This window comes from [Clostridium] hylemonae DSM 15053 (assembly GCF_008281175.1).
In the GTDB taxonomy this organism is placed as follows: Bacteria; Bacillota; Clostridia; order Lachnospirales; family Lachnospiraceae; genus Extibacter; species Extibacter hylemonae.
Window position 1 is genome coordinate 1382221 of sequence record NZ_CP036524.1, and the last position, 13896, is coordinate 1396116.

Here is a 13896-nt window from a genome sequence, read left to right on the forward strand (position 1 = left end):
AGAAGGAAGGTAACTTCCGGAACATAATATAGATGGAGGACGATAAGATGGCAATTACAGCTAGTATGGTAAAAGAGTTAAGAGAAATGACAGGCGCAGGCATGATGGACTGTAAAAAAGCTCTTAACGAGACAAATGGAAATATGGACGAGGCAGTAGAATACCTGAGAAAGAACGGACAGGCCAAAGCTGAGAAGAAGGCCGGACGTATCGCGGCAGAAGGTCTCGTTATGGCTGAGGTAAAGGAAGATAAGACAGCAGCGATCGTAGAGGTTAACTCTGAGACTGACTTTGTAGCAAAAAATGCAGAGTTCCAGGGATTTGTAAAGGCTGTCACAGAGCAGGCACTCGCGACAGACGCAGCTGACATGGACGCGTTTATGGCAGAGGCATGGATCGCAGACACTTCCAAAACTGTAAAAGACGCACTCACAGAGAAAATCTCTGTTATCGGTGAGAATCTGAACATCAGAAGATTTGAAAAAGTAGTGACAGACGGATGTGTTGTATCCTACATCCACGGCGGCGGCCGCATCGGCGTTCTCGTGGAGGCTTCCACAGATGTTGTAAATGACGACATCAGAGCTTGTCTGAAGAACGTAGCTATGCAGGTTGCAGCAATGTCTCCGAAGTATGTATCCCGCGACGAAGTTTCCCAGGATTACCTGGATCACGAAAAAGAGATCCTGCTTGCCCAGGCGAAGATCGAGAACCCGGATAAGCCGGAAAATATCATCGAGAAGATGATCATCGGACGTCTCAACAAAGAGATGAAAGAAATCTGTCTGCTTGACCAGGTATACGTACAGGACAGCGATCTTACAGTTGCCAAGTATGTAGAGAAGGTTGCAAAAGAAGCAGGCGCTGACATGAAAGTTACGAAGTTCGTTCGTTTTGAGACCGGAGAAGGCCTTGAGAAGAAGAACGAAGACTTTGCTGCTGAAGTTGCGGCTCAGATGGGACAGTAAAATAGAATCTACAGTGTCTTTTTAGAAATATTGGTCCTCACAAATGGCGTATGCGCGCTGTTTGTGAGGATTTTTTTGCGCAAAAACAGTTCGGTCTTCCATCAATGATTGACAAAAAAATCACTATGTGCTAAAATTAAAATATCAGAAAATTATAAAGATATAATTAATTAAACAATTAATAATACATAATAAAAACAAATAAACAGAATAATAAGTCGATAAATGGTGAGAATTTTAAAATGAGAAAAAGACATTTTATCAAAAAGGGAAAGCGATTCGTATGTATATTTTTAATTCCATTATTTGTATTAACAATCTCCGGAGAAAAAGCGGAGGTTGTTTTTGCTGATGATGGAAAAAATATTACTCAGAATTGGGCGGCTGCGGCAGTGTTTTATAATACAACAGCGGATGAAACAGAAACATATCATATGACGGATGAAGAATTTATAAATACTAAGACAGAGTTAGAATCGCGGTTAGTGTATGCGTACAGTACATATTACAATAAATTGCCGGAAGCAGAAGGGGAGGCGTTGAAAGAAGCACAAAAGGCGTGGATCGACTGCTATTATTCCTATGTCAGTGCTTTGGAGCAGCGCTGGCTGGAGCCGGTGAAGATTTTCTTTGGTGTTACAGGAAAAGAACGGCGCACTAATGTATACCGGGAATTTATATTGCTGCTGCTGACGAACCGGATCACGGATCTGGAAGAGTGGAATGCCGGTGAATTTGCTGAGATGGAGGAGGCATTTGCGCCTTTTAAGAAAAGCGAATTAGAAAAAGAAAAAGAACAGCTGCAGGTAGATATGGGATTGTGCCTTTATGTGATCCAGGAAGAATACAGACAAAAGATCAAAGCGGCGCATAAGAAGTATTTTACATTTTTGGAAAGTGATGAGAGATTCATCTCATTGATCACCAATGAGAATGAGATAATAATTACGGCAGAAGGACTGCTCCAGGTACAGCGGATGAGTTATTTGACCAGTGTCCACTATCAGGGGTGCCGTTTTTTCCGCCGGGAACGGGAGGAATGATTATGCGGTAGGGAAGGTTGATTAGGTTAGGAAGATGTGACAATGATGATGTATCAATTTTAATTCAGTGAAAGGAGCTTGAGAATGAAAAAAAGCATAGTAACGATTTTAGTGATGGCTATGGCTCTGTTTCTCGTGTCCTGTTCTACGGAAAAGCAGGATAAAGGATCCGGCAGTACAAAAGTGAAACTGGATGAGCTGTCAACGCCGGCGGAAGAGAGCAAGTGGGAGCGGACCACATCCTCAGAAGAAGTTCTTGAGTTTTGTAAAACAGTTGCGGAAAACAGCGGCGGCCGGATCATTCTCGATGATACAAGCTTTAAGACGGAGCTGGGGACACCGATACCGTACATGATCATAAGCGACAAGGCGCCCAAAAGCCCGGATGAGGTCGATGAAGATAAGGGAGTAGTCTATGTAAACTGTAACATTCACTCCGGCGAAGTAGAAGGCAAGGAAGCTATGATGATATTTGCCAGGGAAGTGGCCCAGGGGAAGCATGATGAACTGCTGAAGGATCTGGTTGTTGTTATTGTTCCGAACAGTAATCCGGACGGCAATGACGACCTTGATAAGAACCGGATCGAGACCCAGTTTACACCTAAGCTGGTCGGTACGCGGACAGAAGGAAATGGCCTTAATGTCAACCGTGATATGACGAAGCTTGAGAGTGCCTGTGCTCGTACGATAGTTCAATTGATGAATGACTGGAATCCTGTTCTTTTCATTGACGCCCATGCAACGGACGGCTCTTATATGCGTCATGCAGTAACTTATAACTGGGGATTAAATGCAGGAACAGATCCGGAGCTGTTAGAATATAACCGGGATGTATTCTGTTCCCGTGCTCTGCGCAAAGATTCCTATCTGGAATCTAAGGGGAAAGTATCTGTTCCGTATGGGAACTGGGGATATTACTATAGCGGCATCGTGGACGAAGGATGGCGTACGTTTGAGGATTATGCCAGATACACGACCAATTATGCCGGGCTGCGCAACCGTCTGGCTTTGCTGCTGGAAGTTTATTCCTATGATGAATTTTCCAAGCGCGTCGAGACACAGTATGAGTGCATTTACGGTGCGTTGAAGGTGGTTGCAGAAGATAAGGATGAGATTAAGGAAATGATCGCCGCGGCAGATGCCCGGTCTTTGGAGCGGGAGAAAAATGGAATCGATCCAAAACGTGATATCGTTGCGCTGAACTCCGAGATGACACCAATGTCCTTTGAAGGGAAGGATAAACTTACTGTTTTGTCATATGAGACTGACGAGGAAGGGCAAGTGATAGGAACGAGATTATATGACGACGAGGGGGATCCGTATGATATAGAGTATGGAAAGCCCGTTGACTACGAGACGGAATATTGGGGCACATTCGTTCCGACAGAGGTTGAAACCATGGGGGCCTATTATTTAATTGATCAGGACTGTGCTGAATTTGCTGAGCTTATGAAATTCCACGGTGTTGAGATGACTCAGCTGAAAGAGGAAATTACGCTGAATGCTGAGGATTATCTACACTTTGGTATTGAATCATATACAAGCGGCGGCGCCGTTATTGACGGCACTCCCCGTGATAAATATGAAGGGCATTATCAGACGCTTGTCAAAGGCGGATGGGTGCAGGGAGATAAGTCCATAGTCATTCCCGCCGGCACCTATGTGATATCTACTGCGCAGCGTTTTGGTTCCTTTGCGGCCTTAATGTGTGAACCTGCCGCTGTTGACGGAGGAGTGGCCTGGAATTTCTTTGATGATTATTTTGACAGCAAGGACGGAACCTTCCGCGCAAATTACAGCAATACTGTAACTGCAGAGGCCGGTACCGAGAAAGAAAGAACGGAAGAGATATCGATGCCTATATTGAAGATACCAAAATTTGATACGATAAAATAAAATGACCGGCCCATTTCGTAAAGTATTATTGAAATAGAACTCTTTTCGTATAGCCGCTGCAAAATGGATGTATGATCATCTGTGATGCAGCGGCTTCTTATTGTCGGTAAGGCATCAGTAATCCCTTCATATCATATTTGTGCTATACTATAATATACTGTGACAGAATTCGACCAGGAATATATAACAGACACGTGTAAGGAGAGATACAAAAGACAATGACGATCGGAATCATAGAAGACGACAGATTATTGAACCGGGCCCTGAACATCGCCCTGAACAAAGAAGGATTTGAGACAAACTGCGTTTATACATACCGGGAAGGCCTTAGGATGGCGCAGGAAAGGAATGATCTGCTCCTCCTCGACATCAGCCTGCCAGATGGAAACGGAATAGAGCTGTACCGGGAGATTCTTAAGACGCGGAGCATCCCGGCCATTTTTCTGACGGCACGGGACGAGGAGGCGGACATGCTGACGGCATTTGACGAAGGGGCGGACGACTACGTCGTGAAACCGTTTCCGATGAAAGTGCTGCTTAAGCGGGTGGAAGCTGTGCTAAGAAGAGGGGCAGACCAAAGCGGCAGACTTTCCTGGGAGGGACTTTGCCTCTATCAGAAAGCCAAAAGAGTTTGCCTGGAAAACAGGGAGATCCAGTTGACGCCGAAGGAGTACCGGCTTCTGGAATTTATGATGGAGCATAGAGGGCAGGTACTGTCAAAGGAGAGTATTCTGGAGCATGTCTGGGACATTGACGGTCAGTTTGTCGGGGACAACACAGTCAGTGTCACGGTGAACCGGCTGAAGAAAAAAATAGAACCTGACGCCCGGAATGGGAAGTTTATAAGTAATGTGTTCGGCATGGGATACCGGTTCGGCAGATGATATTTTATCGGGGCAGAGAGGAGAGAAGTGGAATATGTGGATCTGGATAGCGGGAGCGGCTCTCGCGGGGGCGGTCTTTGGGGTTGGCGCGGCGCGGCTTGCCGGAAGGAAGTGCAGGCAGAGAGAACTCGGGGAGATATCAGACCTTGCGGCGCATATATTGAACGGGACGGAGATCGCGGGCAGGGCAGCCTGTGAGGAGACACTTTACGCCCGCATAGAAAATCAGCTCATACGAATACAGAGAATGACACGGGGAAAGCAGGAAGAGGCTGAAAAAAGCCGTGAGCGTATCCAGCAGCTGATCACGGAGATCGCGCATCAGATGCGAACGCCTCTTGTCAACATGGAGACATATCTCGAATTTCTGCAGGATGAAGACATAAGCCAGGAAGAGGCAGAAGAATATGTTACCGCGGTCCAGCTGTCGGAACAGAAATTACATTTTCTTGTGGAGAGCTTTATCAAAATGTCCCGGCTGGAGCATCATATTATACAGATCAAAAAGGAAGAGACAGACCTGGCTGCCACAATTTTCAGCGTCGTTTCACAGATGAGGAAAAAAGCAGGGGAAAAGGGAATCCGCATCTACGCAGAAGTGCCGGAGAACCTCTTCTGTCCGCATGATGCAAACTGGCTCGGCGAAGCGCTCGTCAATGTGCTGGACAATGCTGTAAAATACAGCGCTGACGGCGGAAGCATAGAGTTGTCGGCTGTGAAAAACGACATGTTTCTCAGAATACGGATACAAGATCACGGTATCGGCATAGAAGAAGGGGAGGAAAATAAAGTATTTCAGCGTTTTTACCGCGGCCGCCGTGTCACGGCGGAGGAAGGATTCGGAATCGGCCTTTATCTTGCAAGGGAGATCATAACGCGTCACGGCGGATTTATGAAGATATCGCGGGAGGAGCCAGGAATAGCGGCGGAAATATATCTTGAAGCTTCCGGTTGTCAGTAGTTTGTTAGATTTGTCCTTTATACTGTAAGAGAACAAAGAAAGGAGGCATAAGAATGGAGATCGTAAAGGCAGCAGGCCTTCAGAAGTATTATACGAATGCGTCTTATGAAGTACGCGCCCTTGACGGCGTCAGCCTTACAGTGGAGGAAGGGGAATTTCTGGCGGTCGTCGGGAGTTCCGGCAGCGGGAAGAGTACGCTTTTAAATATGCTGGGCGGGCTGGATGAACCTACTGCGGGAGGGGTGTGGATCAGAGGAAACAGCCTCAGAGACATGAGCAGAGAGGAACGCACCATTTTCCGAAGAAGGAATATCGGATTTGTATTTCAGCAGTACAATCTTGTGCCTGTGCTGAATGTATATGAAAATATCGTCCTGCCGCTGAAGCTGGACGGAGCCCCCATTGATGAAACGTTTATAGACCATATCATAGACGTACTGGACATAGGGGAAAAGCTTTATGAGATGCCGGGGACGCTCTCCGGCGGCCAGCAGCAGAGGGCAGCCGTGGCGCGGGCGCTTTCCGTGAAGCCGGCGATCGTTCTTGCGGACGAGCCTACCGGCAATCTGGATTCCGGCACGAGTATGGAAGTGATGGGGCTCTTTAAGACGTGTGCAGAGCAGTTTCATCAGACGCTGATCATCGTCACCCATGAGGAAGAAGCTGCCCAGATGGCGGACCGTATCGTACGCATCGAGGACGGGAAGATATGGGGACAGGAGGGGAGGCCATGAGACAGAACGGCAGGCATACTCCGAATGCAAATACTCCGGTCATACGGATGCTCTGCGCGGCAGTCTCAAAGAGCAGCAGGGGCAGGAACCGGATTCTTCTTGGCGCGGTCATACTCGGAATTGTAACGCTCTGTATGGTATTCGGCGTTTCCTTCGGCAAGATTCAGGCGGAGTATTTAAGATCCATACGGCAGTCCGGCACAGCCGCGTCCACATATCTTGAGGACGGGACGAAGGCCCAGTACAACAAGATCAAAAGTCTGAGCTATATCCGGGAGGTAGGGAGAAGCTGGACGCCCGGATATGCATATAAAGAAGCCGGCGGTGAAAGTCTGTGTGAAATAACAGTGTTAGATAAGACGGCCTGGGATGTGATGGAACGCCCTGCTTACACCGGCATAGAAGGGCACTATCCGCGGAAAGCCCAGGAACTGATGCTGCCGGTGCGCGCGCTTGAGGATCTGGGTATCCGTACGCCGGAAAAAGGAATGAAACTCCACTTTATAATAGAGATAGGACTGTTCCGGACGGAAAAAGAGACCTTTACTCTGTGCGGATGGTACGAAGACTATGCGGAGCCGGCCTCGAATATGGCCAAGGGCTACATATCAGAAGAAAAGCTGAAAGAATGGGGCGGCAGTATGGAAAAGCCGGATCATCTTCTCATCCGGCAGAAAGACAGCATGGATGGCCGGCGCACAGAGGAAAAGCTTTATGACGATATCCGGATGGCCGATACTTCTCAGACATTTACAGGCGGTAATACATATGCATACGATGCGGTAAACCGGTTCATGGGCGGTTACGGCATGGCGGCATTCGGCGCAGTCCTTGTGCTGGCAAGTATATTCTTTCTCATCCATAATGTCATGCACATATCCATGGCAAAGGATATCCGGCAGATAGGGCTTCTGAACACGATCGGCACGACGGCGAAGCAGATCCGCGGCATTTATTTCAGACAGATACTGCGTATTCTGGCGGTGGGAATACCAGCCGGTGTGCTGATCGCGGCGTTATTGCTGTCAGCTGTGGTTCCACAGCTTCTCGGAAGGCAGTATCTTGCCCGTTATGGCGGGGCGGCCGGACTGGATGTTCTGCGCCCGCAGATGCTTGCGCTGGCGGCGGTATTTACCGGCATTGTGACTGCGGCTGCGGCGGGAGAAACGATATACCGGGCGGTCAGCCGCTCCTGCATAGAAGCAGCGAATTATAACGGGATAGAGCAGCCAAAGACAAAGAGGAGGGTTAAGAAGGCGGCGGCACTCAGACGCCGGACACCAAAACGGGAACTGTGGTATATGGCATGGCAGAATCTGTGCCGATTCCGGGGCAGATCTCTGCGCACGGTACTGTCGCTGTTTCTCGGACTGGAGGTGGCGCTCTCAGCAGTGGTGATCGCCTCGGGGGCAGATCAAAGCCACGCCATAGAAGCGCGGCCCGATATTCTCGTGGCCGGGGAGTTCAGCTCCTGGGGAAAGGCGGAAGGCTATGGGGAGGAATATAAAGGCAGGGATCCACAGGATGACCCGCTGGAGACAGAGGGCGGCAACCTGGCCCTGACTTCGGACAATGATTATGATTCCTTCTCGCCGGTTGGCGAAGAAGTAAAAGAGGAACTGCTGGCGGTGGACGGAGTAAAGAAGGAAGAGTCATACGCCGCCGAGGGCGGCTATATGTGCCCGTTGTATACGAGAAAAGGGGTCCGTCCCATGGTTGCGGATAAAGAATCAGAGACAGATGAAAACTATACCGCCAACCTTGATACAGTCATACAACTTATTGAAGCGGGAGAGAGCGGTACGATACAGATCCTGGGCCGGAAGGAGATAGAGGAGCTGAAGGAATTTGCGGAAAAAAGCGGCTCACCGGCTGACATGGAGAGTCTGGAGAACGGCACAGGAGTATTGCTTCTGCATGACCATATACTATCTCCGGCCAAGGAAAAGCAGGCAGAAGAAAGTGTGGGGGAACCGATCCTATTTTCAAGGTTATGGTCCAAGAAAGAGCGTGACAGGCGGTTGAACGCCACAGCGCAGGAACGGGAGAAGATGGGGGATATTGAGACAGAAAAATCGGAGAAAATGACACTGTGCGGTTATATGGATACAAAGGCAGAAGGGTTTCCGGCTCTGAGACGTACGTGGCACGGCCCCCGCATTGACTATTTTGTCATCAGTGAAGAGGGATTTAAAAAGCTTGGAACGGCAAAGAAGACCTTTTATATGGAACTGAATGTGGAAAAAGGCAAGGAACTGTCGGCCGAGAAAGCAGTCCGCAGGATCTTAACGAGGGAGAACGGCAGGCGGGGGGATGAGGCCGGATTGTTTCTTATCAGCAAGGCCGGACTGCTTCAGGAAGCCCAAAGTTATATACGAGGAAGCAGACTCATTCTGGGCATTCTCAGTATGGTGCTTATCGCCGCCGGTCTGATGAATTATCTGAATATGATGGTGACGGGCCTTTGGTCGAGGCAGAGGGAATTTGCCCTTATGGAAGGGGTTGGAATGACACGCAGGCAGCTGTGCGGGATGCTTGTGATAGAAGGGCTCTATTACTGCCTGCTGACCGCCGGCCTTATGCTGACGGCCGGAAGCGGCATACTTTTCCTGGTACATCTTTATATGAAGGCGAAGCTTGCATATTTTACATTTACCTGCCCGTGGGCAGTGTTTGGCGTCATGATTCTCGTACTGGCCTGTATCTGTGTCTGTGTGCCGCTGGCCGTCTCGAGAAAAACAGGAAGGACAGGGCTTGCAAAACGGCTGGCACAGTCAAATTGATTGTCAATAGATAGACAATCGTGTGAAAAATAAATCAATTGAGCGAGATGTTAATAAAAAAACAATTATTGACAGAATATTTAAATGTCGTTATAATCTAAGTAGTTTCATATATCGGATGATGGATTTAAGAGAGTCTATCTGCGGGATAGCGCCGAAGGGGAAAGGGATGACCGAAACTCTCAGGCAAATGAATTAGATTCGGACGATACTCTGGAGGACAGGGGTGAGTATGGATATCAGCAGGATATTTATATTTGCCCCTTTTTGTATATGAGAAGTCTGGTTAAAATGCCGCCATCACCGTTTTAACATGGAAAAGTGAATAAACAGACAATGGAGGAGGAAAGAATATGGAATTAAAGACACCGCTGTATGAAGCGCATGTGAGGGCAGGCGGAAAGATGGTTCCGTTTGCCGGCTACACACTGCCGGTGCAGTACGGCACCGGAGTGATCAAAGAGCACATGGCTGTGCGGGAGCGCGCAGGCCTGTTTGACGTTTCCCACATGGGAGAGATCCTCTGTGAAGGAAGGGACGCGCTTGACAATCTTCAGATGCTTCTGACGAACAATTTCGCGAATATGTCAGACGGACAGGCGAGATACAGTCCGATGTGCAATGAGAAAGGCGGCACGGTAGATGACCTCATTGTCTATAAGGAAGCAGATGACCGTTATTTTATTGTCGTCAACGCCGCAAACAAAGATAAGGATTACGAATGGATGCTGGCGCACCAGTCGGGGGAAGTCACGTTTACCGATGTGTCCGAACGCTATGCCCAGCTTGCGCTTCAGGGGCCGCAGGCGATGAAGATCCTCAGGAAGATCACAAAAGAAGAACATATCCCGCAAAAGTATTATCACGCGGTGTTTGACGGGGAGGCCGGCGGGATCCCGTGTATCATTTCAAAGACAGGATACACAGGCGAAGACGGGGTAGAACTGTATCTGGACAGTGAAAAGGCCGGGGAAATGTGGGATCTCCTGCTGGAGAACGGGAAAGAGGAGGGACTGATCCCATGCGGCTTAGGCGCCCGGGACACACTGCGCATGGAGGCTTCCATGCCTCTCTACGGGCAGGAGATGGACGAGGATGTGACACCGCTTGAGACCGGGCTTGGATTTGCCGTGAAGATGTCAAAAGAAGACTTTATCGGGAAAAAGGCGATGGAAGAGCAGGGAGAACCAAAGAGGAAGCGCGTGGGACTAAAAGTGACCGGGCGCGGGATCATCCGGGAACATCAGGACGTATATGCGGAAGGTAAGCTGATTGGCCATACGACGTCCGGCACACACTGCCCATATCTCGGATATCCGGTGGCTATGGCGCTTGTCAGCGCAAAATACGCGGAGCCCGGCAGGACAGTGAGCGTTGAAGTGCGCGGACGGATGGTGGAGGCTAAGATCGTACCGCTGCCGTTTTATAAAAGAAGCAAGTAACTGCAAACGGAATAGAAAAAGTAAAATAAAGAAAGGAATGAATGTTATGGAATTAAGAGAGGATATGAAGTATTCAAAATCCCATGAATGGGTAAAAGAAGAAGGAGACGAGGTCGTGATCGGCCTGACGGACTATGCGCAGTCCGAGCTTGGAGATCTGGTGTTTGTCAATCTCCCGGAAGAGGGGGATGAGCTCACGGTCGGAGAGTCCTTTGCGGATGTGGAGTCAGTGAAGGCTGTGTCCGACGTATACGCACCGGTTTCCGGCGTTGTAAGTGAGATCAACGAAGAGCTTCTCGATACGCCGGAACTTATCAACGAGGCTCCGTATGATGCGTGGTTCGTAAAAGTAAAAGAGATATCTGAAAAGGAAGAACTGTTATCCGCCGGCGAATATCAAGCATTCGTGGAGAGCGAGAAAGAGTAAGGAGGTGTGCCTGTGGGCTCATATGTTCCAAACACGGAAGAAGAACGAAAAGCCATGCTGCATGAGATCGGCTTTTCGTCTATAGATGATCTGTTTATCCATATTCCGGATGAAGTAAAGGTGAAAGACGGACTGAATCTCCCGGAGGGGATGTCCGAACTGGAAGTACGAAGAAAAATGCAGGGTATGGCGGCAAAAAATACGGTGTTTCCTTCCGTATTCAGGGGAGCGGGCGCGTACCGCCACTTTATCCCGTCCATCGTCAGGAGCGTGATCTCCAAGGAGAATCTCATGACAGCTTACACCCCATATCAGGCCGAGATCAGCCAGGGGATCCTGCAGTCGATCTTTGAGTATCAGACGATGATCTGTGACCTGACCGGCATGGATGCCTCCAATGCCTCTGTGTATGACGGGGCGTCCGCAGCCGCAGAAGGAGTAGCCATGTGCAGAGAGCGGAAGCGGAAAAAGGCATTTGTTTCAGCCACGGTGCTGCCCTATGCGCTGGAAACTGTCAGGACATACTGTTTCGGCAATGAGATGCAGCTGGAAGTGATACCGGAAAAAGACGGCGTCACGGACCTTTCATATCTGGAAGAGCATATCGATGAAGAGACGGCCTGTGTCTACATACAGCATCCTAATTACTATGGCAGTCTGGAGGACGCTGAAAAGGCAGGAGAGATCACTCACAAAGCCGGAGCGAAATTTGTCATGGGTGTGAATCCGGTCTCTCTCGGCGTGCTGAAGACGCCGAGGGAATACGGCGCCGACGTGGCTGTCGGGGAAGGCCAGCCGCTCGGACTGCCGCTCGGCTTCGGAGGGCCGTACCTCGGGTTTATGACCTGTACGGCCGGCATGACGAGAAAGCTGCCGGGCCGTATCGTCGGTGAGACGAAAGACGCGGCCGGAAAGACGGGATATGTGCTGACGCTGCAGGCGAGAGAACAGCATATCCGCAGGGAGAAAGCTTCCAGCAATATCTGTTCCAATCAGGCGCTGTGCGCCCTGGCAGTGGGAGTCTATCTGGCGGCCATGGGACGCGGGGGGATACGAAGCGCGGCCGTCCAGTGTATGTCCAAGGCACATTACATGGCGGAGGAACTCGGAAAGATCGGTTATGAGACCGTAAACAAAGGAGAATTCTTCCATGAGTTTGTTACCTCTTCAAAAGTGCCTGCAGCCCAGGCGCTGGAGAAGCTTGAAAAGGAAGGGATCCTCGGCGGGTATCCGCTTGCGGACGGCACCATTCTCTGGTGCTGCACGGAGATGAACACGAAAGAAGAAATTGACAAGGTGATCCATATTCTTAAAGGAGGTGCGGTAGATGCTGATATTTGAAAAAAGCAGATCCGGAAGAGGAATGCATATGCTCCCCGAGTGCGACGTGCCGGCCGTGATGCCGGAGGCAAAGGATATGCGTGAGTCTGCGCTGCATCTGCCGGAGATGTCGGAAAATGACCTGAGCAGACATTATACGGAGCTGGCGAAAAAGTCGCACGGTGTCAACGACGGCTTCTATCCGCTTGGTTCCTGTACGATGAAGTACAATCCGAAGATCAACAATGACATGGCAGATCTGCCGGGGTTCACAGAGGTCCATCCGCTGCAGCCGGAGCATACGGTGCAGGGATGCCTGGAAGTTATCGGCACGATCGAGAAGTATCTGTGTGAGATCACGAGGATGGACCGTATGACGATGCAGCCGGCAGCAGGCTCACACGGAGAATTTACGGGGCTTTTGCTCATAAAAGCGTATCATGAGAGCCGGGGCGACACAAAGCGCACGAAGATCATCGTGCCGGACTCTGCCCACGGGACCAATCCGGCAAGCGCGGCGATGGCCGGGTATTCTGTAGTAAGCGTTCCGTCCGGTCCGGACGGATGTGTAGATATTGAGAAGCTTAAGGAGGCAGCCGGCGATGATGTGGCCGGACTCATGCTGACGAACCCGAACACAGTAGGTCTTTTTGACAAAAACATTCTTGAGATCACAGAGATCATTCATCAGTGCGGCGGTCTGAATTACTATGACGGCGCAAACCTGAATGCGGTCATGGGGATCGTAAGGCCTGGCGATATGGGATTCGACGTCATTCATCTGAATCTGCACAAGACGTTCTCCACTCCGCACGGAGGCGGAGGCCCGGGAAGCGGTCCGGTAGGATGCAAGCAATTCCTTTCACCGTTCCTTCCTTCCGTTCTCGTGGAAGGAGAGGATGAACTGACCTTTGTGAGACCAAAGCAGAGTATCGGTGAGATGAAGAGCTTCTACGGCAATTTCCTCGTAGTCGTACGCGCGCTTTCCTACATCATGACACTTGGAAAAGAAGGCATTCCCGAGGCCAGCCGGAACGCAGTGCTGAATGCGAACTATATGATGAATAAGCTGAAGGATCTGTACACGATGGCATACGATGAAGTGTGCATGCACGAGTTCGTCATGAGCCTTGAGGATCTGAAAAAGAAGACGGGCGTGTCGGCGATGGACATTGCCAAGGGGCTGCTTGACAACGGGATCCATCCGCCTACCATGTACTTCCCGCTCATTGTAAAGGAGGCGCTCATGGCAGAGCCGACGGAGACAGAGTCAAAAGAGACGCTGGACGAAGCGATCGAGGTGTTCCGCAGCCTTTATCATGAGGCGCAGGAACATGCAGATAGCCTGCACAGCGCTCCGGTCAAGACACCTGTGACGCGGCTCGACGAAGTGGGAGCTGCGAGGCATCCGGTTCTCCGTTATCAGTTTGAGCCATAG

11 protein-coding genes and 1 riboswitch are annotated in these 13896 nt (G+C 49.9%); all 11 genes read left to right on the top strand.

The window, feature by feature from the left end:
* The first annotated feature begins 47 nt into the window (after nucleotides 1-47).
* The 11 genes from tsf to gcvPB all read left to right on the top strand — a co-directional run bounded on the left by tsf (nucleotide 48) and on the right by gcvPB (nucleotide 13896).
* Entirely contained in the window at nucleotides 48-968 is a 921-nt protein-coding gene (tsf, locus tag LAJLEIBI_RS06380; RefSeq protein ID WP_040435647.1) for a translation elongation factor Ts, read from the top strand.
* A 434-nt stretch (nucleotides 969-1402) separates the two neighbouring features.
* Nucleotides 1403-2011, top strand: coding sequence for a hypothetical protein (locus LAJLEIBI_RS06385; RefSeq protein ID WP_147570373.1), 609 nt, complete (start codon nucleotides 1403-1405; stop codon nucleotides 2009-2011).
* A gap of 84 nt (nucleotides 2012-2095) precedes the next feature.
* Nucleotides 2096-3907, top strand: a complete 1812-nt coding sequence (locus LAJLEIBI_RS06390; RefSeq protein ID WP_006443705.1) for a M14 family metallopeptidase — start codon at nucleotides 2096-2098, stop codon at nucleotides 3905-3907.
* 218 nt (nucleotides 3908-4125) lie between these two features.
* Nucleotides 4126-4791 (top strand): response regulator transcription factor, encoded by a 666-nt coding sequence (locus tag LAJLEIBI_RS06395; RefSeq protein WP_006443706.1) that lies wholly within the window; start codon nucleotides 4126-4128, stop codon nucleotides 4789-4791.
* Between the two features lie 34 nt (nucleotides 4792-4825).
* On the top strand, nucleotides 4826-5752 hold the full coding sequence (locus LAJLEIBI_RS06400) for a sensor histidine kinase (protein ID WP_006443707.1): 927 nt from the start codon (nucleotides 4826-4828) through the stop codon (nucleotides 5750-5752).
* A gap of 53 nt (nucleotides 5753-5805) precedes the next feature.
* Nucleotides 5806-6486, top strand: a complete 681-nt coding sequence (locus tag LAJLEIBI_RS06405; protein ID WP_006443708.1) for an ABC transporter ATP-binding protein — start codon at nucleotides 5806-5808, stop codon at nucleotides 6484-6486.
* Nucleotides 6483-9269 carry an ABC transporter permease gene (locus LAJLEIBI_RS06410; protein WP_040435148.1) on the top strand — a complete coding sequence of 929 codons (2787 nt, stop codon included), beginning with the start codon at nucleotides 6483-6485 and terminating at the stop codon, nucleotides 9267-9269. Before LAJLEIBI_RS06405 ends, LAJLEIBI_RS06410 begins: the two co-directional genes overlap by 4 nt.
* Before the next feature lie 118 nt (nucleotides 9270-9387).
* Nucleotides 9388-9477, top strand: a riboswitch (glycine riboswitch).
* Between the two features lie 145 nt (nucleotides 9478-9622).
* A complete protein-coding gene (gcvT, locus tag LAJLEIBI_RS06415; RefSeq protein ID WP_006443710.1) occupies nucleotides 9623-10711 on the top strand; it encodes a glycine cleavage system aminomethyltransferase GcvT in 1089 nt (362 codons plus the stop codon).
* 46 nt (nucleotides 10712-10757) lie between these two features.
* Nucleotides 10758-11138, top strand: coding sequence for a glycine cleavage system protein GcvH (gene gcvH, locus LAJLEIBI_RS06420; RefSeq protein ID WP_040435149.1), 381 nt, complete (start codon nucleotides 10758-10760; stop codon nucleotides 11136-11138).
* A 12-nt stretch (nucleotides 11139-11150) separates the two neighbouring features.
* Entirely contained in the window at nucleotides 11151-12479 is a 1329-nt protein-coding gene (gene gcvPA / locus LAJLEIBI_RS06425; protein ID WP_040435150.1) for an aminomethyl-transferring glycine dehydrogenase subunit GcvPA, read from the top strand.
* Nucleotides 12466-13896, top strand: coding sequence for an aminomethyl-transferring glycine dehydrogenase subunit GcvPB (gene gcvPB, locus LAJLEIBI_RS06430; protein ID WP_006443713.1), 1431 nt, complete (start codon nucleotides 12466-12468; stop codon nucleotides 13894-13896). Before gcvPA ends, gcvPB begins: the two co-directional genes overlap by 14 nt.